General features: G+C 41.0%; 21 protein-coding genes and 2 pseudogenes (1 of these 23 cut by a window edge). 9 read left to right on the top strand and 14 right to left on the bottom strand.

Annotation, left to right across the window (positions count from 1 at the left end; translation table 11 throughout):
* Positions 1-26: 26 nt before the first annotated feature.
* Entirely contained in the window at positions 27-233 is a 207-nt protein-coding gene (locus LEP1GSC062_RS25510) for a hypothetical protein (RefSeq protein WP_341853171.1), read from the bottom strand.
* On the opposite strand from LEP1GSC062_RS25510, the gene LEP1GSC062_RS08215 reads away from it, so the two are divergent.
* Positions 133-1,395 (top strand): O-antigen ligase family protein, encoded by a 1,263-nt coding sequence (locus LEP1GSC062_RS08215; RefSeq protein WP_341853170.1) that lies wholly within the window; start codon positions 133-135, stop codon positions 1,393-1,395. The two genes, LEP1GSC062_RS25510 and LEP1GSC062_RS08215, sit on opposite strands and share 101 nt — an antisense overlap.
* A gap of 52 nt (positions 1,396-1,447) precedes the next feature.
* On the opposite strand, the gene LEP1GSC062_RS08210 is transcribed toward LEP1GSC062_RS08215, so the two are convergent.
* From LEP1GSC062_RS08210 to rpmB, 8 genes are all read right to left on the bottom strand, one after another.
* The gene (locus LEP1GSC062_RS08210; protein WP_020983920.1) at positions 1,448-3,247 is read right to left on the bottom strand and encodes a phospholipase D-like domain-containing protein; all 1,800 of its coding nucleotides are present in this window, start codon (positions 3,245-3,247) and stop codon (positions 1,448-1,450) included.
* The gene (locus LEP1GSC062_RS08205; protein ID WP_010578137.1) at positions 3,244-4,662 is read right to left on the bottom strand and encodes an LA_2168 family protein; all 1,419 of its coding nucleotides are present in this window, start codon (positions 4,660-4,662) and stop codon (positions 3,244-3,246) included. Before LEP1GSC062_RS08205 ends, LEP1GSC062_RS08210 begins: the two co-directional genes overlap by 4 nt.
* Positions 4,659-7,670 (bottom strand): LIC11755 family lipoprotein, encoded by a 3,012-nt coding sequence (locus LEP1GSC062_RS08200; RefSeq protein ID WP_020983893.1) that lies wholly within the window; start codon positions 7,668-7,670, stop codon positions 4,659-4,661. The genes LEP1GSC062_RS08205 and LEP1GSC062_RS08200 overlap by 4 nt, the downstream gene beginning before the upstream one ends.
* A 60-nt stretch (positions 7,671-7,730) precedes the next feature.
* Entirely contained in the window at positions 7,731-9,560 is a 1,830-nt protein-coding gene (uvrC, locus tag LEP1GSC062_RS08195) for an excinuclease ABC subunit UvrC (RefSeq protein WP_020983967.1), read from the bottom strand.
* 154 nt (positions 9,561-9,714) lie between these two features.
* Complete coding sequence (locus LEP1GSC062_RS08190; protein WP_020983906.1) at positions 9,715-10,164, bottom strand: peptide chain release factor family protein; 450 nt, start codon at positions 10,162-10,164, stop codon at positions 9,715-9,717.
* A 5-nt stretch (positions 10,165-10,169) separates the two neighbouring features.
* Entirely contained in the window at positions 10,170-10,592 is a 423-nt protein-coding gene (locus tag LEP1GSC062_RS08185; protein WP_020983947.1) for an acyl-CoA thioesterase, read from the bottom strand.
* 5 nt (positions 10,593-10,597) lie between these two features.
* Entirely contained in the window at positions 10,598-11,296 is a 699-nt protein-coding gene (gene nth / locus LEP1GSC062_RS08180) for an endonuclease III (protein WP_039941552.1), read from the bottom strand.
* Positions 11,244-11,528, bottom strand: coding sequence for a 50S ribosomal protein L28 (gene rpmB, locus LEP1GSC062_RS08175; protein ID WP_000113840.1), 285 nt, complete (start codon positions 11,526-11,528; stop codon positions 11,244-11,246). The genes nth and rpmB overlap by 53 nt, the downstream gene beginning before the upstream one ends.
* 147 nt (positions 11,529-11,675) lie before the next feature.
* On the opposite strand from rpmB, the gene LEP1GSC062_RS08170 reads away from it, so the two are divergent.
* The gene (locus LEP1GSC062_RS08170; protein WP_020983955.1) at positions 11,676-12,719 is read left to right on the top strand and encodes a hypothetical protein; all 1,044 of its coding nucleotides are present in this window, start codon (positions 11,676-11,678) and stop codon (positions 12,717-12,719) included.
* Between the two features lie 172 nt (positions 12,720-12,891).
* Positions 12,892-13,370: pseudogene (locus LEP1GSC062_RS08165) on the top strand (hypothetical protein).
* Positions 13,371-13,499: 129 nt separating this feature from the next.
* Here the strand turns inward: LEP1GSC062_RS08165 and LEP1GSC062_RS08160 are convergent.
* Together LEP1GSC062_RS08160 and LEP1GSC062_RS08155 are read right to left on the bottom strand one after the other, a co-directional pair.
* Positions 13,500-14,615, bottom strand: a complete 1,116-nt coding sequence (locus LEP1GSC062_RS08160) for a pyridoxal phosphate-dependent aminotransferase (RefSeq protein ID WP_020983959.1) — start codon at positions 14,613-14,615, stop codon at positions 13,500-13,502.
* Complete coding sequence (locus LEP1GSC062_RS08155) at positions 14,615-14,881, bottom strand: hypothetical protein (protein ID WP_341853169.1); 267 nt, start codon at positions 14,879-14,881, stop codon at positions 14,615-14,617. The genes LEP1GSC062_RS08160 and LEP1GSC062_RS08155 overlap by 1 nt, the downstream gene beginning before the upstream one ends.
* A gap of 190 nt (positions 14,882-15,071) precedes the next feature.
* Between LEP1GSC062_RS08155 and LEP1GSC062_RS08145 the strand changes: the two are divergent.
* The 4 genes and pseudogenes from LEP1GSC062_RS08145 to LEP1GSC062_RS08130 all read left to right on the top strand — a co-directional run bounded on the left by LEP1GSC062_RS08145 (position 15,072) and on the right by LEP1GSC062_RS08130 (position 19,569).
* Positions 15,072-16,834: pseudogene (locus LEP1GSC062_RS08145) on the top strand (phospho-sugar mutase).
* Positions 16,831-18,051, top strand: a complete 1,221-nt coding sequence (locus tag LEP1GSC062_RS08140) for an aspartate aminotransferase family protein (RefSeq protein ID WP_010578129.1) — start codon at positions 16,831-16,833, stop codon at positions 18,049-18,051. Before LEP1GSC062_RS08145 ends, LEP1GSC062_RS08140 begins: the two are co-directional and overlap by 4 nt.
* Before the next feature lie 17 nt (positions 18,052-18,068).
* Complete coding sequence (gene leuB / locus LEP1GSC062_RS08135) at positions 18,069-19,145, top strand: 3-isopropylmalate dehydrogenase (protein ID WP_010578128.1); 1,077 nt, start codon at positions 18,069-18,071, stop codon at positions 19,143-19,145.
* Between the two features lie 16 nt (positions 19,146-19,161).
* A complete protein-coding gene (locus LEP1GSC062_RS08130) occupies positions 19,162-19,569 on the top strand; it encodes a response regulator (RefSeq protein ID WP_002619362.1) in 408 nt (135 codons plus the stop codon).
* Here LEP1GSC062_RS08130 and LEP1GSC062_RS08125 read toward each other — a convergent pair.
* Positions 19,566-20,264, bottom strand: a complete 699-nt coding sequence (locus LEP1GSC062_RS08125; protein ID WP_020983910.1) for a purine nucleoside phosphorylase YfiH/LACC1 family protein — start codon at positions 20,262-20,264, stop codon at positions 19,566-19,568. The two genes, LEP1GSC062_RS08130 and LEP1GSC062_RS08125, sit on opposite strands and share 4 nt — an antisense overlap.
* A gap of 94 nt (positions 20,265-20,358) precedes the next feature.
* Between LEP1GSC062_RS08125 and LEP1GSC062_RS08120 the strand changes: the two genes are divergently transcribed.
* Both LEP1GSC062_RS08120 and mutS read left to right on the top strand, forming a co-directional pair.
* Positions 20,359-21,009 carry a phosphoribosylanthranilate isomerase gene (locus LEP1GSC062_RS08120; RefSeq protein ID WP_010578126.1) on the top strand — a complete coding sequence of 217 codons (651 nt, stop codon included), beginning with the start codon at positions 20,359-20,361 and terminating at the stop codon, positions 21,007-21,009.
* The gene (gene mutS / locus LEP1GSC062_RS08115; protein ID WP_010578125.1) at positions 21,006-23,552 is read left to right on the top strand and encodes a DNA mismatch repair protein MutS; all 2,547 of its coding nucleotides are present in this window, start codon (positions 21,006-21,008) and stop codon (positions 23,550-23,552) included. Before LEP1GSC062_RS08120 ends, mutS begins: the two co-directional genes overlap by 4 nt.
* Here mutS and serB read toward each other — a convergent pair.
* Together serB and LEP1GSC062_RS08105 are read right to left on the bottom strand one after the other, a co-directional pair.
* Positions 23,535-24,416 carry a phosphoserine phosphatase SerB gene (gene serB / locus LEP1GSC062_RS08110; protein WP_020983942.1) on the bottom strand — a complete coding sequence of 294 codons (882 nt, stop codon included), beginning with the start codon at positions 24,414-24,416 and terminating at the stop codon, positions 23,535-23,537. The genes mutS and serB overlap by 18 nt on opposite strands.
* Positions 24,417-24,426: 10 nt before the next feature.
* Positions 24,427-25,000, bottom strand: the 3' portion of a protein-coding gene (locus LEP1GSC062_RS08105; RefSeq protein ID WP_010578124.1) for a GDSL-type esterase/lipase family protein. 170 nt of this gene lie beyond the right edge of the window; 574 of the gene's 744 nt are visible here — the last part of the coding sequence; the start codon falls outside the window, past its right edge; its stop codon occupies positions 24,427-24,429.

The raw sequence follows: 25,000 nt of genomic DNA, 5'->3' as shown, positions 1-25,000 counted from the left end.
AATACGATTGAAAGAAAATATCGAATTTACAATTCCCAGGTTTTATAGAACCTGGGTTTCAATCGATTAGAGAAGATGCCCGAACGTCTTAGAAAAATCACTCTTTTTTTATTTTGTGCAAGCATTGTGACAATCGGTTTATCCGTATCCCTTAGCCAAGGATTCTTAGTTCTTGCATTCTTAACATCGTTATTCTCTTCGAAAACTTCCGGTTTTTGGAAAGAACCCGTGATCCTCATCGGAATTTCATTTTTTGGCTGGTATCTGAGCGATTTTGTCATTCATTCTTTTCGGGAAGAAAACTTTCGAACTTACTCTAAAGTCGCATTCAATGCAGAACTCAAAGACATTTTTCTTTTCATAGGATTAGTTTTAGCTTGGAACCTAAAAAAAGAGGAATTTCCGGCAATTTTAAAATCCCTAAACGCTCTCTTTTGGATTTTACTCGTAACCGGTTTTGTTTCTAGTTTTTCTCCGATTCGTCTTTCTAGACTTGTCAGTGACTTATATAGGGAATCTTCTAACTGGAAGTTCACCCATCCCATGGGTCATGTCGGAGGATTATCTCTTTACCTTCCAATCGGTCTGATGAACACTCATCTAACGTTCGGGGGACTTTTACAGTTCTTTTTTCCCGTACCCGTTTTTCTTTTTTTGAGATCCTTTTTTGATCAGAATTTCAAAAGAGTCGGAATTCAAGGAATCATACTCTTCACTTTTCTTTATGTAGTCTTTTTAAACAATGCCCGTTCCTCCATGTTAGGTGCGATTTTTTCCTCAATCACCGCATTTCTTGTTTTAGGGATCGTTCGTAAAGAATTACCCTCTGCAAAAATTTTGCTCTTTACCAGTGGAACTCTCATGCTTCTACTTATTTTAGGAATTGCACTTTCGTTCACACAAGTCGGTCAAAAGATCACAGACCCTCTCTTTGGAAAAGAAAAACACACGGATGCTGGAAGAACTTTTATCTGGGATTCCACATTTCCTTTGATTAAGGACAATTTTTTCACAGGAGTTGGCCCCGGAAATTACGATCGGGAAATCGAAAAATCTAGAAAAGAACACTCCGAGAAATATAGGGAACTCTACTATTTTTACGAAACGACTCAGAGAGGACACGCCCACAACGATTACTTTCATCTTTTTGCGGTTTTCGGTTTTCCCGGAATCTTTCTTTTTCTTTCCTTGGGAACCGAGTTGTATCGTAGATTGATTACTACAAAACTTCCCTACGAACATTCCTTGTATTTTTTCGGTTTATCTGGTTTTTTCTTTTCCGGACTTTTTCAATGTTATTTTCAAGACGACGAAGTAGTAATTTTATTTTGGATTCTCTGCGGACTTTTTCTAAGATTATCCAAAGAAAAATCCGATTCAATCGTTGCAATTTAAGCGAGTCTCGATCTTTTATAGTTCGATTTCATCCACCTTAAACGAATACGCGTTAGTAGCGATAACAATACGTTCCAAATCTTTTTCTGGCGTCGATTGAAATCTTTTCTGCTGAAGAACTTATCCCAGGTAAAAAAGCATCTTCTCGGTACGAAAGAATTTCCTGGATCAATTCCGTATATTCCATTCCTTTTTTTGAATATTCGTGAAAACAAAACGCAAGGAACGAAGACTCGTATTCCAAAAAAATCATTCCCTCAGTCGAATGAGAAACGACGTAAAAAGTATTCCCCGACGTATTCCAAGGAATTGTGATCGGACCGTTTCCCTTTTGGTAGAAGAAAACGGAAATCGGATTTTTAAATTCGATTAGGTCTTGCGGAAAAAACAAATTTCCCGATTGGACGGAATAAAACGTAGGAACAAATAAATGTACTGGTTTATGTTCAAAATCCGCTTGAAAGTCGTTCGTCGCCGACACGAAAAAAGGCTTTCCTTGTTTCGTCATTAGAATCCCTTTTTCCCTAAAAAGTTTCGTCTTGACCGGATGATTGGTTCTTTTCCCAGTGAAACCGCTGCTAGAAGACGTAAAATCCGAAACTTCTTTGCAAGATTCCGTAGGAAGAAAAGTATATTCCAAAATTGACATCAGAAACGTTTTTCCAGATTCTAAATAAAAAGACTCTTCCTTGGTTGTATCGGTTCTACAGATGGTTTGTTCGACTCCGATCGGAATTGAATTTTCAAAATAGCCGAAGTAAACATCATTCGATCCATTTTCTGTTCCGAACGAAGTTGCTCTATAAACGATCGCATTTAGGCGAACTCGTTCCCACTCCTCTATGTAAGCATCGATCAAATACGGATCCGTGGTTTTGAAAAGAATTTCTCGATTATTATCCCTAGCGCTGATCGAAAAATTATACGAACCGGAAATTAAAGTCTTACCGTCCACGATCATCGTTTTATGATGCAAAAGCCCTCCCTTACCGAAAGAACCCGACTCAATTACCTCTTCATTTCCATCACCCGCAATCTCGGAACGGGGATTCTCAAATACACCGGCGAGATATTTGCCTTCTTCATCCACGGGAGAATCGTAAATACCTTTGACATTCACCCCTCTACGATCCGCCAAAGCCAATCTAGAAGTCAGGACGGAATCGAAATGATCGAAAATCAAATAACGAATGTCTCTTTGCGCGCGATCGACTTCCCTTAAGACCAAATTTTGAATCGATCTTCCTTTTTCCGGAGAAATATAAAATTGGAACGGAGGAATGTTAAGCGAAGTAATTCCTGAATCTTCCTCCAAAAAGGCATAAAAGTTTTCTATTTCGGAATCAAATAGATCGAAGGAAACATAACCATTCAGATCATTTTCAAGACCGTACCAAGTGAAATTCCCGGAACCCAAAAATATCTTTTTGCGATCCACAATGAGTATTTTAGAATGTTGTAAACCCGATCTTTCCCATTTTCGAAACATACCGAGACTTTTAAATTCGTCTGCATATTTCTTTTCCGGATCGGCCACGATTCTGATCTTAACCCCTCTTGCATTCGCTTTCTTCAAAGCTTCCAAAATTTCTGAATCGTCGAAAGAATAGACCCAAAGATCAATCGTAAATCCAGCACCTTCAATCAATCGTAAAATCTTATCTCGTACATTCCTTTTTTTGAAAGTATGAATGTAACGTCCAGGATACGAAAAACTAGCCTCCACATTCCGCGTCCTCCCCCATTCTAACCAGAAAAACTCGGAATCGAGACGACCGGAACAAGTTGCCAAGGAAAGAAAAAACCAGATATAAAGAAGAATGAAAACAAAAGCGTTCGAAATTTTTCTCATAAAACGACACCTGAAACGATTTGAAAGAATAATTCTTTTCTTGCACTTTCAGGATCGCTCCAAGAACCGCCCAAAGAAGCTTTCAGGTATAAAAAATCAAACTTCGTATTTTCGGAAGGAAAATAAATCAGAGTTTCAACCAAGGCTTCCCGGAGAAAATCCTTTCGAAAACCATCCTTGGACATCGTAAGCGCACCTTCATTTCCTTTCGTGTCGGAAAGAAAAAAGTAAGAAGCAATATACAAACGAAATCGAATAATAGATTCTTGATATTCTAAATTGATTCCCGTCCAAGCGGATTGGCGTTTTCCACTTTGAATCCCGGATTGCTTTTCCAAACCTCGATCCGTAATCCAGGCGGAAGGATTAAAATCCAAACTCTGATTTGTGCTAAACACCGGAGAAGGCGAGGAGCCGACTCCGATAAAACCGAGTTCCAAAACTTCTCCGTTCTCATTTCTTTTATCCCGATCGGGAAGAAAACCGAAGACATCAAACTTCCAGAAATTCCAAACAACCCCGGTGGAAATTAAAACGGCCTCCCCCGTAATGGGAATTGCACTCGCTTGTCGAATTCGATTCCAACCGGTTCGATCCTGCCCTCTCGCTAAAATTCCGGAAAGAAAACAATGAAACCGAGAATATTTCAACTTCAGCTCTATCGTAGAATGTGTGAGATAATCCCGATCGCCTGAGGAAACGTTTCCCGTCTCCGAAATTAAATCATTCGCATATCTTCCCCAATTTTGGAGATTGAGATATTGGAAACGAAACCCAGTTTCCAAGTAAGGCAAATCGTAACGATAACTTACCCCTCCTCTATAACGATTTTTGAATGTGTTCGAAATGGAATCCTTAACTTCAATCTCACCGGCGGGATCAAACTGAGTCTTTTTTGTATTTAGAATCGTATTCCTAAGTCCGTTTTTTTCAAATAAGGAATAACCGGAATAAAAATCAAAGAGATCGAAACGAACACGACCCAATTCGCCAAAATTTGCTTTAATTACAATCCCGTCCGTTCCGTCCATCCAATCCGTAAATGCGGATCCCTTCATCTCCTCTTGAATCCTGCCTACGATGAGAGAAACGTTCTCTTTCCTAAATTCGAAAAATAGATTTTTTCCTGCAAAGAAGGCGAGCTTGGACTCGTTGGAAGCGGTTAGATCCGCCTGTAACTTTATATTCACACGAGACATTTCCAGGCTTCGGTCGATCCCACCATGAATTAAAGAAGAGTTGACCCGTAGTTCCTTATAAGTCCGATCCTCTTTCGCTTGAGAAAGATCGGAAGCCTTTTGACTTCCTGCCAATCCCCACCCCATCCAAGAAATTTGAGTCCAACCTTTACTTTTCTCGGACGCGGAAATCTGGAAAAATATTATAAAATAGGAATATACGAAAAACTTTTTCATAAATTTCCCTTCTTTTTGATTTCATAATCGGAGGAAGAGTCGCCGGAACGATTTTCTTTGAGAAGGATCAAATCATCCGTATCAGCGTCGATGGAAAATGGAAATGGAGAAAATTGATTTCCGTAACTGTGAATGTGAACGAGGCTCCCTTGAATTTCCTGAAAAAGATCCAAACCTTCGTTTTTACCGATTCCATTTCCGATCGTAGTCGTCTTATCGATCGTAAAAACTTTTCGAAACGCCGGGGAATGAAAGGGAACAGATTCATTCTTAAAATTGGGAGAGAGGACGTAACCGCATTCTCCCGAATTTAGAAATCTATCCGCAAAAATCCAACCGAATGAAGTCGGATTATAATTTATCCAGCCAAGCGGAGGATTGATTCCGAAACGAAAGGAGTACTCCACCAGACGATCGGAAGAAGAACTATCCCGAATTTCCAAACTGCGAACGTCCACAGACTCAAGACCCCAATTGCAAATCGACAACCATTCATTCGTGGACACGGTGGGATTCGGGTATACAGCCGAAATCAAAATCCCAGAGGAACCTGGAATTCCGACGAGTTCTTCGCCTCCGACAGGAACAAGATAGTTAAGAACCTCTTTTCGAATATTCAAGGACCCTAAAATTCCAAATCGAAGATCGCTCCATAAATTTAAGAATCCTGACGTAGATAGTCGAACAGAACCGTTGGGTTGAAACGTAAAGACCTGAATAGATCCGTCACTCGGACTATTTCGATCCAAATTAAAACTGATCCAAGGATCTAAGATAGAATTTAGGGTTTCCGAATATTCTTTTTGAAAAAATGGAAGACTTCTATTTTCAAGTTCCGGACTTGCTTCCGTTCCGATACAACTTGTTTTTCTCGAAGAAACGTCGGAAAGCGCACTGTTTTTCCAAACGCTTCCACCGGATAAAGTTCGGACCTTGGACGCGGATCTCCTCAACTTTTGGGAAGTGGAATTGATCCCCAGAGAATCCCAGCTTACCCAATCATTCTCTATATTTCCATCCACGGAAAGAAGTCGGATTTTTCCCTTACTTCCTAAACTTAATTCGGGAGCGATCCAAGTCTCTACTTTGGGAAAGCAGACCAACTTGCCGATAGATAACACGTTTCTTCCCGGCTTCAAAGGTAAAATAAACCGATAACTTTTATTTCCCGAAAGAATTTCCAAAATCCTAGAAGTTAGGGAAGCCGAATCGATCTCGATGAAACGATCCGCACTTACGGATACGGTTCCGTCATACGACCCCATCCAGGAAATTTCGGAAACATCCGCAAAAGCTTTCCAATCAGAATCTGTAAGATTCGTTTTTCTTCCCGGACTCATGGAATGAAAATTTTGAATTTCAATGGGGAGAGCATCCGAAGAAGATATCGGATGTGGAATCCGAACATTCTCCCTCCACAAAAGAGAAACTACGGAACCATCAGTTCTTGTCAAAATCGGAATTTCCGAAAAATCGTCCGAAAGGATACTGATCTTTTTTGAGATTCGATCCTTTAAAAAAACGGATTTTCCGAATTCAAAATCCTTTAGCTCGGACAAAGAAACAAGAATATCTTTCTTCAAAAAATCCCGTTTCCCTAACGTGAGAATGTCCCCCGGCCGTATAACTTTTGAGTCCAGCCAAACAGGAATTTCCTTTCCGTCGTTTTCTAAAGACAAGGAATTCGGATTACATATACTATTTCCAGAATATTCTAAATCGATAAACTTTTGCTTCTGATCCACCTTTCCGTCCAGATACAAGCCTGTAAAATTCGCCTCTTCGATTTGAAACGCGTTCGAATCGCAAAAAGGAGGATCATTCCATTCTTGGCTTTGTTTCGAAACTCCGAAGCCGGGATCCATACAAAATCTTTCTAAGACATTAGAGAGGAAAAAATTGGAACAGATGGAATAGAAATTTTCATGCGAAGAATAATATCTTCCTCCCTCCAAAAAAGTTTTTTCGGAATTTTTATAAACATTCTCCGCATCCTTAGATTTTAAGACCCAATCCCCCTTTTTTTTCAAATCCGACCAAGGAAAAGAAACAGATTCGACCCCGGGAAGAACACTACCCGTTTCCACTTTGAGAATCGTTTCACCCGGAATTAAAAATTGCGGCCCGACAAGAAGCGAATGCGCTCCCGAACTCGTTTCCAACTCCAGATCTTGAAAACAAATCGGATCTTTTTGGGGATTGTTCAATTCCAAAAATCTTCCGATAGGAGATTCTGTTCCTCCGAAAATCTCGCTCAAAACGGGAAGGTCCGTTTTACATAAACTCATAATTTGAAGGTTCTGTTTTTGAATTTCCAGAAGAAACTCAGAGAGAATCGAAACGTCACCCGGAATATCAACAACGAGAGTACTCTTAGAAGAAATAAAATCTTCGGAAGAAAACAGAACCCGAATCTTTTCGTTTGTAGCCAAAACGCTGAAACCGACAAACGCGTTCGTGGAATGCGGTTTTAAAATCGAATTTTCAGAAAAAACACTGACCCGATTTAATTCCGGAAATTTTTCCTTTTGGAGCATTCGATCCAACTCCTTTGAACCGGAAAGAATCAACCAATCCTCGTTTATGTTTTCGAGAAGATCTCGATCCTGTTGGATCCTCACACTCGCCTGTCCATTGGATGAAAATTCGAAAAACTCCGGCTCCGTTCTGGAATCTAAATTTGTATTCCACAATTTTAAAATATTTTGTAATTCTAATTCAACGTTCCCTTTTTGGTCCGGAAAACAAATCGAAATTCCAAATACAGAAACCGTTCCGCTAAATAAACAAACAATTCCGGGAGCCGTTTTGATTTTAACACCTGGATGTTTCCATTCTTCGAGGATTTCTTTCGGGATCTCCGAAACAACGGTGTTTATCGGTTCATAAAAGAGTTTGAATTCTCCCGCATTTGTAATCGGAAAAAGAAACACGGAGTTCCCTTTTCCGCGACAAGAGTCGAGTCCGAAAAGAAGAAAAATCGTTGCAAACACGGATTTGAGTTTCATGTTTTCCTCCGTCCGGTACGGTTTCAGAAACAATGGACTCGTTTTGAATTTTAGAACTTTTTATTCTTTTTTTTGAAGTTGTCTCAGAATTTTTTCGGCGAGATTTTCCCCGATTCCAGGAACGGCAAGAAGTTCCTCTTTGGTTGCGTCTTCGATTTTTTTTTCTCCCGAAAAGTGTTGGAGGAGTAGTTTACTTCTTTTGAAACCGATATCCGGAACGTCTTGAATGAGAGCACGCATGGTCTCCTTATTCCTACGCGATCTATGATGTAAAACTCCGAATCGATGCGCCTCGTCCCGAAGATGACGAAGCAATTTCATTCCGGATGAATTCATATCAAAGATAAAAGGTTCGTTGTCTCCGGGAAAATAGATCTCTTCTCTCTTCTTTGCAAGACCGACCATAGGAATTCTTTCCGCCCCCGCTTCCACTGCGGCTTCGCAGGCCTTAGCCAACTGGGTCGGTCCTCCGTCGATTACGATGAGATCCGGGAAAACGCTTTCCTCGTTGGCAATTCTTTGTAGACGCCTAGAAATCACCTCGTGGATCATTCCGGGATCGTTGATCCCCTTATAACCTCTTATATTATACTTTCTATATCCTTGTTTGAAAGGTTTTCCTTCCACAAACATCACACCACTCGCAACCGGCTCCGAACCTTGAAAGTGACTGATATCGTAGCATTCGATGATATGAGGAGGATGTTCTAAAGAAAACATCTCTTGGATTTCTTTCAAAGAAGCGGTTTGATCCCTGTAGTGAGTTGCAAGTAGCCTTTCGGTCAATCCAAGTTCCGCATTCTTCTCCGCAATTTTTAAAAGGGAACGTTTATCCCCACCGCGAGGAGATTTGAGTTTGGGTCTGAAGCCCGTTTTCTCCTGAAGCACATCCATAACCGCGACAGTTTCCTCTTGAATGTCCGCCGGAACAAAAATCAAAGGTGGGACCAAAGCCGCATTTAAATAATAATCTCTGAAAAAAGCTCCTAGAATTTCCGAATCTTCCGCATCCAAAACTCCTTGAATCGGAAAAGATTTTTTGGTTTCCAACCTTCCACCTCGAACTTCAAGAAGAATAACCTGACCTTCGTCCTTCTTCCTGGCAAATCCGATCACGTCCTCGTCCCCGCCTTCCGCGCTGACCACAGTTTGTTTCTCTCGGAAGTTTTGAATTCGCTGGAGCATATCCCGATAACGAGCGGCTTTTTCAAAATCCATCCGATCCGACGACGCATTCATTTTGACACTGAGATCTCCTACGAGAGATTCTTTTTTACCCTCTAAGAATTGAATCACTTGATCAATTACAACTTTATAATCTTCTACAGGAATATTTCCTTGGCAAGGGCCGAGACAACGCCCCATATCGAAGTTTAAACAGGGTCTTCTGGGTTTCGACAACGGGAGCGCCTGTCTCGTTTTACGAACCGGAAAAATTCTTAGGATGATGTCTAATGTTTCTCTTGTAGATTTTACGTCCGAATAAGGACCGAAATAACGGTCTCCATTGTCTTTGAGTTTTCTTGTGATATAAACCATCGGAAAGGACTCCGAAAGAGAAACGCAGATGTACGGATATTTCTTATCGTCTTTAAAACGAACGTTAAAACGAGGATTGTGTTTTTTGATGAGAGTCGCTTCGAGAATCAAAGCCTCTTTTTCGGTTCCGGTTGCAATCCAATCAAGATCGAAAATTTCCTTTTGAAGCGCTCGTGTTTTTATATCGGAATGATTTTCTTTGAGATAATTGCGGACTCTTTTGTCCAAATTTTTAGCCTTACCTACGTATAAAACCTCTCCCTTTCTGGATTTCCAAAGATAACAGCCCGGAGAAACACCTAAGTTTTTTATTTTTTCCAGAATCAGAGTATGATTTAAAATTTCAGGCATAGGTATTAGGAATCAGATGTCAGTAGTTAGGCAAAGACAAAGTTCTAACATCGCGTATCATTCTTTAGACGCCTGCGATGTTTGTCATAATCGATCACAAGGCACTTGAATCTTAAATAAACTTGTCGGAGTTCCGACTTTGATTCAAAGACATTCATCCTTCGTTTAAACTTTCGGGATTTTCCAATTCGACTTCTAAACTTTCATCCGGTTCCAAAAGAATGGAAGAAAAATTCTGATCCTTTCTAGAATACTTTTCTTTCTTTCGTTTTCTATCTTTTTGTTTATTACGAATCGATTTTTTTAGATCATCACTTAGGATGCCCTGATTTTTACGATTTAATTCCCGAATCTTTTCACAGAGAATCGTTCTTGCCTTATAACGATTGAGACCTTGGGTTCTGTAGAGAGAACATTTAACTTCGATTCCGGTGGGTTTATGTTTGAGATGAACCGCGGTGGAAACCTTATTTACATTTTGCCCGCCCTTACCCCCGCTTCTCGTAAAACTTTCCTCCAGTTCGTTTTCTTTTACTTCCAGAGCTTCCATGAGTTCCAAAAGCTTAGATTCCTTTTCGACCGAAACGGGAAAACGAGAAGCCATAAAGATTATTTCAGATCTCGAAATTCGAAATGGTCTTTGAAATAAGGAAATGGTCTTCCATTTTCATCCAAACAAACATAAGTAATCTTGCAATCAATGATCTCTTTGAGTTCTTTTCTACTCTGGCTTTTTCCGATGGAAGTGTTTCGAATCGTGATGGAACTGTTTCCCATTCTTTCAATCTTAGAAAAGATCTGAATGATATCTCCCAAAAGCCCGGGGCTTTTAAACACAACTTCTGCCATACTCACAGTAACGATATTCGAATAGCGTATTTTCTCCATGACATACATGGCGCAACCCTCGTCGATCCAAGCAAGCATCTGACCTCCAAAAAGAAATCCGTGTTGATTGAGATCCCTGGACATCACGATATGTTGGGTCGCAAGTTCCATTCCTTCCAATTTCTGATCGATAAATACTTCCATAAAAATCAAACTCCTTGGACAACCGAGGATGATGGGCAATCCTTTTTAAGGATACATTCTCCACAAAATCGACGATGTGCCTTACAACTTTTTCTTCCTAAAAAAATCAAATACAAGGAAATATCTCTCCAATATTTTTTAGGAAGAATCGACATAAGATCTTTCTCTACCTGAACCGGATCGTTCTTAGTCGTCAGTCCGAGAACCTTCGAAATTCGATTTACATGCGTATCGACTACGATTCCTTCCACAAGTCCGTGAACCTCAGACAAAACCACGTTTGCGGTCTTACGACCGAATCCGGGAAGTGTGGTAAGCTCCGCGATCGTCTTCGGAATGTTACCGCCAAAATCGTTTAACAATTTTCTAGCAAATCCCTGAATGGATTTCGCTTTATTGTGATAAAATCCGGTGGAAAAGATCAAAGCTTCAATGTCTTTTAAATCCGCATTGGCAAAGGATTCCAGACTGGGAAAGGTTTTAAAAAGAGCGGGAGTAACTTGATTGACTCGCTCGTCCGTGCACTGAGCACTCAAAATGACTGCAATGGCAAGTTCGTAATGATGCTTAAAATGAAGAGGGGTTTGTACCTCCCCGAATTCTTTTCTTAAAAGAGAAAAAATCCGGGAAAACCACTTTAAAAACGCAGGATCAGGCTTTTTTAGGGGCCTGTTTTGTGATTCCTGCGTATTTTTTCGGAGCAAGAACACCCAAGGACCCGCCGTTATCTTTGATGGCGGCCTTAATTCCTTTTTTTCTCAGAGTTCGAAGAGCTCTGGTAGAAAGACGAATCGTAACCCAGCGGTTCTCGTCCTCCAAAAAGATTCTTTTTTTGATCAGATTCACCTTCCAGGTTCTTCTTGTCTTGATATGGGAATGGGAAACATTGTTCCCAGAGACAGTGCCTCTTCCGGTTACTTCACATCTTCTGGCCATAGTAAGGACAGAATCGGTTTATACCCCTTCTTAGTCAACCTTTCTGCCGATTTTCTGGCGCTTAGAAAGAATTTCGGATGACTTTTTTCTTTTTTTAAGTAGAGAATCTTACAGCTTGTAAAAAGACTACCAATCAACTCGGTTCCGATGCTCAGACCTACCTTCATAAGCTTTCGACTTTGGTTGGACCGTATCTGGAAGATCGACGTTTTTCCATTTTTTCAAAGTAAACGAGTTCAAATTACACGCCGTCTCCAGTCAATTGTTCACGAAGAATTCACCAAAGAGCAAATCGTGGATCCGAGGCAATTTCATCATGTTCTATACGATACCAATCTTCCTTTAGAAAATGGAATCCCTTCCGAATTCGCATCAACACTAGAAATCGATGCGAGTTCATTTGCGGGAGGAAAGAAAAAACTCAAGATGAAACAGAAACTTCATTCGAGTTTTTCGAAACAGATAAAATACCAACTCTGGCAACTTCTTAAAAAATCTCTTTATACTTTCCAGGAAAAATCTTGGAAATTTTTTTTTCCCAAGAAAGAACCGGATTCGAAAGAATTACAAAGTTTTCCGGATTTACTGAGTGCGGCTTCTCCGAATCCGTATCGTTTGTATCTGCACTCTTTAATCTTTTGGGAGGAAGTCTTTCCTTGGGAAGAATGGAAATCGTCACTTCCTATTTCCTGGATTCCGTTCGGCGGTTCCAAAAAAATCAAACTCAGATTTGTGGCGGCAAAAGCGGCATCCTTTTCCAAACAAGAGTTTTATGAGGAATCCTATTCTCCGGAACTCGCTTTCTGCGATCTTTACGCACAAGGTTATCTCAGAGAAACATCCGATAAGAGCGTGGACTTGGAAAATCCGGAGTCGTACTATTTGGGTACATTCTTTCCTTCTAAATTAGAAAGAAAGAATCTTCCCCTTTGGTTACAAGAGCGAAATTTATTTCCAAACGAATTTCAGTGGAAGAGTTCTTCGAAGGAACAGGTTCTTAAGATTTTAAACAAGGAGATTCGATTCCAAATCGAAAACGAAATCGAAGGTTCTTTCGATTCCGAATTCATTCAAGTCGGCGGAAAACGTTTCCTTCTGAAGAGCGATCTTTTAAAAGGAAGATTCTTTCAAAGAGCGGTTTTTACGATTCATCCGATGGTTTTTGCAAAACGAATTTTGAAAGGGCTTTAGTTTGATTTGTTAGGAATCGTGACCAACTAAGAATAAAATCTTGTCAAAATAGAAACGAATTTTTTAAACGCGCCCTTTGTCGAAATTCATTCCATACATTCAAAAAATTGAATATTATTTTTTCTGCTTCCCTATAAACAGTCCTGTTTCGATCTAAAAAAAATGTATTCTTATGAATATCGAAACGCCTAAAAGTGACAACTTATCCAAATATCTAATTGAAAAATTAAATGAGATAAAACCGGCCTGGCTTTTAGGAATTAACTTTAAAAAAAATCAGCATGAAGATTCGTATTTTATAGACTTAGACTTAAAATTCCTATCAAAAGGTTTTCAGACATTTTTATTGACTACGGAGGGAGATGAATTATCCGTTTTTATGGCCTTTTTCCATACACACTTTTACGGAGATTACGATGAAATGTATCAAGAAGCAATCCGTTTTTTATAAAAGATATAACCGAAAAAAAGCTCATAACCATCTACGCTTCCAGCAACGATGAAAAACGGTTTTATGCCAATTGTATAGAACCAATCGAAATCGAAAAAGAGATAAACGATATATTTTTAGAGAAAGAATATTCAAGAATCATAATTAAATCCTTCCTAGGCACATTCAATCGGACTATTTATGGAATCATAGAAAAATGATCACGACAAAAACACCCAAGCTAAGAGATAGTGGCTTAAAGATAAGTAGCGACATTGTTCGATTTAGAATCACTCCTCCAAATTCAAACACAAAAAAATTGATTTAATTTTTTAATAATACAAAGCCTATTACAGACTCAAATTTTTCCATCGTTCCAAACCCGACCGAAACCTCTCCGAAGTTTCTCCGAAGCCGATTCGAATCCATCCCTCGCACTCAAAATCCCGTCCCGGAAGTACAAAAACCCCGCATTGATCCAACAAAAGATCCGCATAACGAGAAGAATCGATTCCTTCCGAAAGTTTCACAAAAGAAACAACTCCTCCCCCAGGTTTCGTAAAACCGGCAATACCCGGAAGATCCTTCCATGTAGTTTCGAAAAATTGAATATTCTTTAAAATAGATGTCTTGACTGGGACAATTAAACGTTCTCGATTTTTCAGAATTTGAAGAGTCAAAAACTCGGAAATAGGCGAAACGGTATGAGTCAAATAGTCTTTGAAAGATCTAGCCCTTTCAATCAGCTCTTTCGGCCCCGTCATCCATCCGATTCGAAGTCCCATCACTCCGAAACATTTCGTGATCGAACCGGTACTCACCGTACGCTCCGTAAATCCTGCACCGGTCCAACTGAGATCGTTTTGAAAGTCCAAAAAGCGGTAGTGTTCGTCGAACAAGATCCAACCTTTATATTGAGAGGCCGTTTCTTGAATAGCCTTGATTGAACTTTTATCCAAGGATAATCCGCTAGGATTGTGGGGATGATTGAAAATTACGAGATCCTTTCCTCTTTCGAACAATTCGCGCACGGAATATTCCGACAAAAAAGAACTCGAATCCTTCTCTAAATTTCGCGACAAGGAAACCGGTTTGAGTACCGCACCGATCATCTTGGGTATTTCGTATAACGCTTGAAAGGCGGGATCCAAATAAGAAACAATGGAGTCTTTCTTGCAAAGGAGATGAAAAAGAATGTAAAGCGCTTCTCCGGTTCCCGTCGTGACGAGTACCCGATCTGCATTGAAACCGGGATAAAGTCTTGCAATTTCTTCTCTTAAAACGAAATCGCCTCGATTGGGAGAGTCCTCCAAGGAAATAGAATTCAAAACCTCAGCGGAAAGATTCAAACGAGAAAACAATTCGCCGAGCGTGATATTTCGAATCCCGCTTTCCCCTAAATTGCACGGGGAAATTTTTCTATATCTTTCAAGTCTTTCTTCGATCCAGAATTCTCCGGGTTCCATCAAGAGACAAGAGTAAGAACTGCCCCTCCTAAGAGAAATAGAATTGCAAAGAATCCGAAGGAAATCTGAATCCAAAAATGAATTCGCAAACTACGAAGACCGATTCGTAAAAAATCCAAGTCCTCTCCTTTTGTATCCGTGATTCTTTTAAAGGAAATCGCCGCGCTGTAACTCCAAATCCCCGTGAGTAAAAATAGAATTCCTGGTACAAGAAACAAAACGAGTTTGTCCGTATCGCTCGAAACGAATGCGGAAAAAAAAGACACACCGGAAAGACAAAAAAAGGAGAAAGACGCAAGCTTCAAGACTCGGCTCAACCTCAGAAATTCCCTGTTTTCATCCTGACCAAATTCATAAGATTCCATACTTTAGGAATCGGCCAAAATTAAGGTTGAACCTCAAAAGAAAGCCGATTTTTATGAATTTAATCCTCTTAAAAAATTGAATCGGAATCCTATGAATCATCCCGAATCCCTTATCCATTCCTGGACACAAGACCCTTTCCCAAGCACGGTTCGTGAAGAAGCCAATCGAGTACTTGAAAAATTTTCCAAGGGAGAATCCGGTCCTGACGTAGAAGCTTTTTCGGTTCCCCTTGAATTCGGAACCGGCGGAATGCGAGGAAAACTCGGCAACGGAATCGGAAGAATGAACGAATTTACCGTAGGTCGTGCCGCGCTCGGATTCATAGGCTATCTATCCAAAAAAACAAAAAGGCTTCCATTGTAATTGCCTACGATTCCAGAAGGAGATCTAAAGAATTTGCGGAAGTCACCGCAGGGATTGCGGCATCTCTCGGAGTCAAAGTGATTTTATTCCAAGAAGTAACCCCCACACCACTTCTTTCTTATGCAGTTCGGTACTACAAAGCGACGGGAGGAGTCGTCATCACCGCTTCCCACAATCCTCCCGAATATAACGGCTTTAAGGCGTATCTTTCCGACGGAGGACAACTCGTCCCCCCGGATGATCAAAAAATCATTTCGAAAATAGATTCAATTCGAGACTGGGGCACTATCTCTCTTCTTTCTCCCAAAGATCCTATTTATAAAAAGATGGTAAAACCAGCCGGAAAGGATTGTTTTTCTTCCTACAAAAAAGAGCTTTCTAAAGCGGGAATTCTTTCCATTACTCTAAAACCAAAAGACAGAGCCGCGGTGAAAGTCGTCTATTCTCCGTTACACGGAACCGGTGGAAAGTCGATGAAAGAACTTCTCAACGGTTTCGGTTATAAAAACGTATTCTTAGTTCCAGAACAAAAAGATCCAAACGGAGAATTTCCCACCGTAAAATATCCGAACCCGGAAGAACCAGAAGCCATGGAGCTTTCTAAAAAATTTGCGATCCAAAAAAACGCTCACGCTTTTATCGCAACCGACCCGGACGCGGACAGACTCGGAATCGGAGTCAAAAATGCCAATGGAGAATATGTTTTATTAAACGGAAATCAGATCGGTTCCATCATGGCGGCTTATCTCTGCGAGAATTATGCAACAAGCAAAAAAAAGAAAAAAGCAGTTCTCGTAAAAACGATCGTCACCACCGATCTCCAGGAAATCATCGCTAAAAAGAACAAGGTAAAGTATAAAAACGTTCTCACCGGATTTAAGTTCATCGCGCAAGTGATGGCAAAAATCGATAAGAGTAAAACCGACTTCTTTTTGTTTGGAGGAGAAGAATCCTTCGGTTATCTTCCCGTTTCTTTTGTGAGAGACAAAGATTCCCTTTCTTCCGCGCTGTTACTCTTGGAAATTCTCACGGAAAAAAAAGATCTTTTAAACTACATGGACGAGATTTATCTCAAATACGGTCTCTTTCAAGAAAGTCTCAAATCACTTACCTTGGAAGGAAATGCAGGTAAGGAAAAAATCCGTAAATCCTTGGAATCTCTTAGGACTGTGGATTTGTTAGGAAAGAAAATTCACCAAAGAAAGATCACCGGCGTTCTCGATTACAAAACACAAACCGCAAAAGGGAATGCTTCCAAAGCTGCATTTTCGGGTTGTCCTTCTTCGGATGTAATCCAAGTCATTTTGGAAGGAAACGCAAAACTTACGATCCGCCCTTCCGGCACCGAGCCTAAGATCAAAATCTATTCTTCCTTTCAGAGTTTAAAGGCTCCGAAGTCTAAAGAAGAGATTCGAAATCTCACCGGAGATCTTCTTTCCGAAATCAGGATTTCAGAAGAAATATTTTTAACACTGGCAGGACTCTCATGAACGACACCGAAATCCATAAGGAACTGTTTCAACACACGAAAGAACTAACGGATCATTATCTACTCAATACCTACGCCAGATATAACGTAGCGTTTCGTTACGGGGTCAACGAACTTCTATTCGACTTTGATAATAAACAATACATTGATTTCCATTGCGGGGTCGCCGTCACAAATCTAGGACACGCGGACCCGGATATCATCGAAGTTGTCCGTTCTCAAGCGGACAAACTCTTTCACACCTCCAATCTTTTTTATTCCGAAGAAGCGGCAAAACTCGCAGAACTTCTGATCTTAAATTCTTTTCCTGGAAAAGTATTTTTAACCAATTCCGGAACCGAAGCCATAGAAGGAGCGTTTAAGCTCGCGAGAAAATATGCAAATTCCAAAAGTATTACAGACCCGGTTTTTCTTTCCTTGGAAAAAAGTTTTCATGGAAGATCCGTTTCCGGAATGAGCCTTACGGGTCAGGAAAAAATCAAAAAAGGTTACGGAGAACTTCTGAAAGGAATCGAGTTCATAGAACCGAACAACAACGAAGCCCTCGTGGCAGCTTTCGAAAGATACCAGGGAAGAATCGTCGCATTGATCGAAGAACCAATCTTAGGTGAAAGCGGAATCATTCCTTTATCGAACGGTTTTCTCGCACTTTCCAGAGAACTGACCGAAGAAAACGACGCGCTTCTTATCTTCGACGAAATCCAAACCGGAATGGGAAGAACGGGAACGTTATTTGCCTTTGAAACGATGGGATTTGCACCCGACGCGATGACACTTGCCAAAGGACTCGGATCTGGATTTCCAATCGGCGCCCTAATCGTGGGAGAAAAATACCAGAACCTTTTTACGCAAGGATCTCACGGCTCCACATTCGGAGGAAATCATCTCGCGGCAGCAATCGCTTACGAAACGATTCGAATCATTCAAACCAGGGAAATTCTAAACAACGTAAATCTTTGTTCCGATATAGCTTTTACAAGACTGAGAGAAATGCAGGAAAAATATCCGGTGATCTCCGAAGTCAGAGGAAAAGGACTTCATATCGGAGTCGAATTGAAAGTTCCTTCCAGACCGATAGCAGAAGCCTGTTTGTCTGCGGGACTCGTAGTAAACGCAACGGCGGATAACGTAATTCGGATCATGCCCCCGCTTACGATTTCCACAGACTTTTTAAATCAGGGGTTGGACATCTTAGAATCCGTACTCAAACAAAACTAAAAGGATCCAAAAAAAGAATGAAGAATGTAGCAGTACTTTCCGGAGACGGAATCGGACCGGAAGTCATGGAAGTAGCCCTCTCCGTTTTGAAAAAGGCTCTCAGTGCAAAGACTTCCGAGTTTCATTTTAAAGAAGGCTTGGTGGGTGGAATCGCAATTGACAAAACCGGCCACCCCCTTCCCCCGGAAACTCTCAAACTCTGCGAAGAATCTTCTGCGATTCTTTTTGGAAGTGTGGGAGGACCGAAATGGGAAACTCTCCCTCCGGAAAAACAACCGGAACGAGGAGCGCTTCTGCCTCTCCGAAAACATTTCGATTTATTTGCAAACCTCAGACCGGCAATCATCTATCCCGAACTCAAAAACGCTTCCCCCGTCCGAACCGACATTATCGGAAACGGGCTGGATATTCTGATCCTAAGGGAATTGACAGGAGGAATTTATTTTGGCCAACCGAAAGGAAGAGAAGGCTCCGGCCAGGAAGAATTTGCTTATGACACGATGAAATATTCCAGAAGAGAAATAGAAAGAATTACCAGAGTCGCATTCCAGGCTGCAAGAAAAAGAAACAATAAAGTCACGAGCATCGACAAAGCAAACGTATTGACAACTTCCGTTTTTTGGAAAGAAGTTGTAAACGATTTGCATAAGAAAGAATTTTCCGACGTCCAATTGAATCATCTTTACGTGGACAATGCCGCGATGCAATTCATCGTGAATCCGAAACAATTCGACGTGGTTCTTTGCGAAAATATGTTCGGAGACATACTTTCGGATGAGGCTTCCATCATCACCGGTTCGATCGGAATGCTTCCATCGGCCTCTCTTTCCGAGTCGGGATTCGGTTTGTATGAGCCTTCCGGAGGTTCCGCTCCGGACATAGCGGGAAAAGGTGTGGCCAATCCGATCGCTCAAGTACTTAGCGCCGCGCTGATGTTACGGTATTCTTTCTCCATGGAAGAAGAAGCGACCAAAATAGAAACCGCAGTCCGAAAAACGATCGCCTCCGGAAAAAGAACCAGAGACATCGCGGAAACGGGTTCTACAGTTGTCGGAACAAAAGAAATCGGTCAAGCAATCGAATCCTTTCTCTAAAAAGAGGTAAATACATATGAAAGCAGGTGTAGCCCCCAACGGAAGACCGTATCAGGTACTGATTGCCGAAAACTCCAGATTCCAAGCCAAACAGTTGGCCCAAATTTTGGAATCGGAAGGATATCAGGTGATCGGGTTTGCGGAAAACGGAAAGGAACTCGTGAAACTCTACGACGAACATAGACGTATCGATCTGATCACTCTTGATCTCAATCTACCAGTGATGGATGGATATGCGACCTTTTTTGAAATTAAGGAAAAAGGGGTTCTTCCAAGAATAGTAATCGTTTCCGAAGAAAATACCCCCGCCGTACTGAAAAATCTGATCGACGAAGGTGCAATGGATTACATTCCAAAGCCTGTAAAACGCGAGAAAGTATTGGAAAAAATCAACGCAGCGGTCAAAAAAGTACCCAAGGTTTAACCCTCTCTCCAAATCAGATTCAGATTTCTTCCGACGTCTTTCTTCCGATAACTGAAGAAGTCTGAGTCCTCTTTCATCGTACAGATCTTATCGGATCGAAGCAAAGCTTGAATTCCATTTTTCTCTAAACGAAATTTCAGAAAGGATTCCAGATCAAGTAAAGTCTTACCCGCTCTTTGTTTCAAACAATCCGGAAATTCCTTTCGAAACAAGTGAGCCACGTCCTCACCGACCTCGTATCTAGATCCGCTCGCGCAAGGTCCGAGATAACCGAGGAGCACTCCATTCGTAAGGATCGATTCATCGAATGCGAGCCGCAAGGCTTTCTCCGTAATTCCGGCTAATGTTCCTTTCCAACCGGAATGGATCGCGACAAACTTGGGACTTCTTTCCGACCAAAAAAACAAAGGCATACAATCCGCCGTCTTGATACAGAGAACTTTATCGGATTCTTCACCAACGAAAGCATCTCCTTCCAGAAAAGAAAAAGATTCCATTGTTGCAATATCGACAATCTCGTCTCCATGAACCTGGTTTAAAATATAAACCTTGGGTTCAGGGATTCCGGTAAGTCTTGAAATTTCCTTTCTTTGAGTCCGGACATCCAAAGAGGTAGAAAGAAGTTCCTTTTTACCCGCGATTAAAATCTTAATCTTTTTTCCTTCCGGGAGAGAAAAGGAATGAAATAAGGCCATCAAATCCGAAAGTATATTTCCTGCAGAAACTGACCAGTAGTTAAAGTACGTGATCTAAAGAAACCCTCCGGGAAGACTGGAAAAACTTTCATCCATGAACGAGAATATTTTTGAAAAAACAAAAATCAAAATCTGCGGAATTCGAGACCTCGAAATCGCAAAAATCTGCCGGGAAGAAGGAGCCGATTATATCGGACTGAATTTTGTTCCTTCCAGCCCGAGAAAAATCTCGCTCGAAGAGGCTCAAAAAATCTCTGAATTTTACAGAGACACAAAAAATTCTCCCGAAATCGTATTGCTGTTTTATCAAAATTCTCCCGAAGAAATCCAAACAATCACTTCTTCTTTGTATCACGATCTTGTCCAATGGGTTTGGGACGATCCGAAACTCGCTTTCGCAGACCGGAAAAATCTTCTCGGAAAACGCCAGATTTGTTCTTATAGAGTACGCTCCCCCATTTATAACGAGGATCTCAAAGACATCCCCGGTGAACTTCTAATCTTGGACAGTTATTCCAAAGACGCCGGTGGGGGAACCGGAGAAACCTTCAACTGGGACTTTATTACGCGGATTGAAAGAAAGTTTCTTTTGGCCGGAGGTCTCAATTCATCTAACGTCTCGAATGCGATTCGAACTGTAAAACCGTACGGGGTAGACGTTGCAAGCGGAGTTGAATCCTCTCCCGGAATCAAAGATTCACAAAAAGTAATTCAATTTATCAGGAATGTAAGGTCGGCCTTATGAATTTAGAAATTACAGGAACATCCGCAGAATATTGGAGTGACCTAGCGGAAGCACTCAATACCCCAATGATGAAACAATTCCTCGCGATCAAAAAGGATTTTCCGGATACGATCCTATTCTTTCGTATGGGCGATTTTTACGAAATGTTTTTGGAAGATGCTAAAATAGCCTCTTCTATCTTGGACATTGCTCTCACCAAAAGACAAAATGCGGTTCCTATGTGCGGGATTCCATATCATTCCAAAGACAACTACATCTCTCGACTTTTGAACGCGGGAAAAAAGATCGCAATCTGCGAACAATCCAAACCCGAAGAAGCCGGTTCCAAATTGATGACAAGAGACGTGGTGCGGATCATCACTCCCGGAACCGTAATCGAGGAAAATCTCCTTTCCGGATTTCAAAATAACTATCTTGCCGTTTTACATCTTAAAAAAAGCCTAATCTACTTTGCGATGGCGGACTTTTCCACTGGGGAATTGTTCTATTCTTCCGCGTCCATCACCGGTTTAGAGAAGCTCGTTGCAGAACTTGAAAAATTCAGACCCTCCGAAATCTGCGTACCTCAATCCGAACTTTCTTTCTTTCAAGAATTGGAATATTTCAAAGGCAGGGAATTCACAGTTTTAAAGGATCAACCCGAAGCCTCAGAAAAAGATCAGTTTCAAATCCTTTCCCGATATTTGGACGGATATATCCGAGAAACATATCGAGACAACAAACTCGTTTTGAGAGAACCAAGAATTTTAAGTTCCGGGAAGTTCCTTGAGATGGATCGGGAAACGATTCTCAACCTCGAACTCGTAGAGAACGACAAGGAAAAGAATCACACTCTCTATTCTATATTCAATTTTTGCAATACTGCAAAGGGAAAAAGACTTCTCAAACAAAGAATTCTATTTCCGGAATGCGACCCTATCGTCCTTTATTCCCGTTGGGAAAAGCAGGATATTCTTTTCAAAACAGTCCTTGCTCCATTCGTTGCCGCGCTCCGAGACGTAGGAGATATAGAAAGGATTCTCACCCGTTTCCGAGGGAACCATACCTATCCAAGGGATTTTCGCTCCATCTTGAATTCCATTTCCACAGGCATTAAACTCAAGAAGGAACTAGAAACCCTATCCTATCCGTTTCTCATTCCTTCGGAAGAATTAAAGGCTCTTTCCGAATTCATCGAAGAACGTTTATATCCTGGGGATGATCTGCCCGTAATTTTAGGAAACGGTCCTTTTTTAAAGACCGGATTCTCCGCACGACTGGATAAAGCGAGAGAAGCGGGATTTAAAGGTAAGGATTGGATCCTAAACTTAGAAGCGGAAGAGAAAAAAAGAACGAACCTAAATACATTAAAGATTCGTTATAATAAGATCGTAGGTTATTTTATTGAAATTTCCAGGGCCCAAGCCGAACAAGCTCCGAAAGACTACCTTAAAAAACAGACTCTTGTAGGGAGCGAACGTTTTACTACTCCTAAATTGGAGGAGATAGAACGTACGATCTTGGAAGCGGACGAAATCATTCAAGAAATCGAAAGAGCGGAATTTAATCGTATGGTGGAAGAAGTTTTGAAATATTCTTCCGCGCTTCTTTCTTTTTCGGAAGAAATCGGGGACCTTGATTTTCAAATTTCGGTTTTAACCGCTAAAGACAAGTTCGGTTGGATTCGTCCCGAACTTTCCGAAGATCGTTCCCTGGATTTGGTGGATTCCAGACATCCGGTCGTGGAAGCGACTCTTCCTCCCGGTCAAGAATTTGTTCCCAACTCTGTCTATTTGGATACGCAAGATCAAGCAATCGCCGTTTTGACCGGGCCGAACATGGCCGGTAAATCCACGTTCATGAGACAAATCGCTCTCAATCAGATTTTGTTTCAGATGGGAGCCTTTGTTCCCGCTAAATCCGCGAGACTTCCAATTGTGGATAAACTTTTCACTCGAATCGGAGCGGGAGACAATCTTACTGCGGGGGAATCCACATTCTACGTCGAGATGAAAGAAACCGCAAACATTCTCAATCACTACACCGAAGACTCTTTGATTCTTTTCGACGAGGTAGGACGTGGAACCTCCACTTATGACGGAATGAGCATCGCCTGGTCGATCTTGGAATATTTTTCCTCCTTGTCCGTAAAACCTAAAACAATCTTTGCGACTCATTACCACGAGCTTACGGAGCTTTCCCGTCTGAGTGGAATTTTCAATCTATATCTGGAAACTTTGGAAAAAGAAGACAAGGTTCTATTTTTACGAAAGGTAAAAGTTGGTAAGGCGAAAAAATCTTTCGGAATCTACGTGGCAAAAATTGCGGGAATTCCGGAATCGATCGTCAAAAGAGCCACAGAGCTTCTGATCGATCTGGAATCTAAAAAGAAAGAAATCCGAATTCAAGAAGCACAACCTACTTTATTTACCGAACCGGAATCAAAAAATCTCCCGTCTGAAACGGAAGAATCTATTCTAAAATTAAAACTGGAAGAGATGACTCCAATCGAAGCCTTAAAAAAACTAGAGGATTTTCAAAAGAAATTAAGAAAACAAAAATAGAAGAGCATCTAACGGAGCAAAATCCACCCAATTGGCGATGAGTTTTTTCAAACCCTCTTTTGCATGAAATCCGATTCCGATCCCCGCTTCGTTTAACATCAATGCATCGTTCGCTCCGTCTCCAACGGCAACCACTTGGGATCGGGAAATTCCCTCTCGATCCCGAATCGTCTTTAAATACTCAAACTTTTTATTTTTATCAACGATATCACCGACCACGTTTCCCGAAAGTTGACCATTTTGTCTTTCTAAAACGTTCGCGCGAATTTCATCTATTCCGTATTGTTTCTGAAACATTTCCAAAATGTCCGTAAAACCTCCTGAAAATACCGCGGTCTTACTACTTTTTTCTTTCAAACCTCTAAGAAGATTTTCGACTCCTACATTCAACTTCAGTTTCAAATAAAGCTCCGCAAAAATGGAGGAAGAAAGTCCCTTTAAGTGAACACATCTTTTTTTAAGAGCTTTGTGAAAGTCCAAATTTCCTTCCATCGCTTCTTTTGTGACAGAAGCGACTTCTTCGTAAACTCCCGCAAGCTTCGCCAGTTCGTCGATGACCTCTTGTTGAATTAAAGTGGAATCCATATCGAAAACAAAAAAACTTTTTTTCTTCGGATCTAAAAAACAATCTATCTGAAGAAGATCTGAATTTCTTTTTGCAAACATTGTTCTCAGTTCGATCAACTCCTGCAAATCCAAATTTCTGGAAATTTTCCATTCGATGCAACTCCACTCTCCCTGAGTACGAACCGAGGCCGAGGAAAGCAAAAAAGTTTCTTCGGATTTGAGGGATACGAAACTTCCAATTCCCAGCAGAAGTTCTTTTCGGATTTCATAGGGTTTTTGAGTAAGAATGAGAAGCAAGGGAAACCTCTTAGAGATAAGGTAAAAGGATCGGTTTTAATTTTTCCACCCAGACTTTGTATGCGTTTTCGTTCAAGTGGATCTGATCTTGTTCCAGCCAAAATTCCCGGCGAAGCACAGGCCGATCCTTTTCCCGAAACCATTGCCAGTTGTCCAAAAAGATTACATTTTTATAAGACTGACTGATGGAAACCCAAATCAGATTGACCACGGGAGAAACGCTGTTTAAACTCGGAGTGCGCACCGGAGGAATTCCCAGGATTACTATTTTTGTTTTGGGAAGAGACCCGGTAAGTTTATCCAAGATTCTAACCAAGTTATTTTCAATCAAATAGAGACATTTTCCCTGAATGAGATCGTTTCCACCAATTTCTAAAACAATCGCTTTCGGATTTAAAGAAATTACGTCCTCTTCCAATCTTTCCAGAAGAGTTTCCGTCATATCCCCACCGATTCCTCGATTGACAGCACCTGGAAATTCTTTCGCAAGAATTTCATTCGGAAACAGTTGGATCAGAGAGTTTCCTACAAAAACCGCGTTTGCCGTTTTGATTTTTTGATTCTCTTCTCGATAAATACTTCTC

The organism is Leptospira alexanderi serovar Manhao 3 str. L 60, assembly GCF_000243815.2.
In the GTDB taxonomy this organism is placed as follows: Bacteria; Spirochaetota; Leptospiria; order Leptospirales; family Leptospiraceae; genus Leptospira; species Leptospira alexanderi.
Note: the sequence above shows the minus strand (reverse complement) of the source record. Positions and strands in the feature narration are given on the sequence as shown.

Excerpts from the sequence above, each read along its gene's own strand:
- LEP1GSC062_RS08125 (WP_020983910.1), bottom strand. The coding sequence starts at position 20,264 with ATGGCCTTATTTCATTCCTTTTCTCTCCCGGAAGGAAAAAAGATTAAG.
- rpmB (WP_000113840.1), bottom strand. The coding sequence starts at position 11,528 with ATGGCCAGAAGATGTGAAGTAACCGGAAGAGGCACTGTCTCTGGGAAC.
- LEP1GSC062_RS08170 (WP_020983955.1), top strand. The coding sequence starts at position 11,676 with ATGCTCAGACCTACCTTCATAAGCTTTCGACTTTGGTTGGACCGTATC.
- LEP1GSC062_RS08160 (WP_020983959.1), bottom strand. The coding sequence starts at position 14,615 with ATGGAACCCGGAGAATTCTGGATCGAAGAAAGACTTGAAAGATATAGA.
- LEP1GSC062_RS08140 (WP_010578129.1), top strand. The coding sequence starts at position 16,831 with ATGAACGACACCGAAATCCATAAGGAACTGTTTCAACACACGAAAGAA.
- LEP1GSC062_RS08210 (WP_020983920.1), bottom strand. The coding sequence starts at position 3,247 with ATGAGAAAAATTTCGAACGCTTTTGTTTTCATTCTTCTTTATATCTGG.
- LEP1GSC062_RS08130 (WP_002619362.1), top strand. The coding sequence starts at position 19,162 with ATGAAAGCAGGTGTAGCCCCCAACGGAAGACCGTATCAGGTACTGATT.
- LEP1GSC062_RS08200 (WP_020983893.1), bottom strand. The coding sequence starts at position 7,670 with ATGAAACTCAAATCCGTGTTTGCAACGATTTTTCTTCTTTTCGGACTC.
- LEP1GSC062_RS08120 (WP_010578126.1), top strand. The coding sequence starts at position 20,359 with ATGAACGAGAATATTTTTGAAAAAACAAAAATCAAAATCTGCGGAATT.
- LEP1GSC062_RS08205 (WP_010578137.1), bottom strand. The coding sequence starts at position 4,662 with ATGAAAAAGTTTTTCGTATATTCCTATTTTATAATATTTTTCCAGATT.
- mutS (WP_010578125.1), top strand. The coding sequence starts at position 21,006 with ATGAATTTAGAAATTACAGGAACATCCGCAGAATATTGGAGTGACCTA.
- leuB (WP_010578128.1), top strand. The coding sequence starts at position 18,069 with ATGAAGAATGTAGCAGTACTTTCCGGAGACGGAATCGGACCGGAAGTC.
- LEP1GSC062_RS08190 (WP_020983906.1), bottom strand. The coding sequence starts at position 10,164 with ATGGCTTCTCGTTTTCCCGTTTCGGTCGAAAAGGAATCTAAGCTTTTG.
- LEP1GSC062_RS08185 (WP_020983947.1), bottom strand. The coding sequence starts at position 10,592 with ATGGAAGTATTTATCGATCAGAAATTGGAAGGAATGGAACTTGCGACC.
- uvrC (WP_020983967.1), bottom strand. The coding sequence starts at position 9,560 with ATGCCTGAAATTTTAAATCATACTCTGATTCTGGAAAAAATAAAAAAC.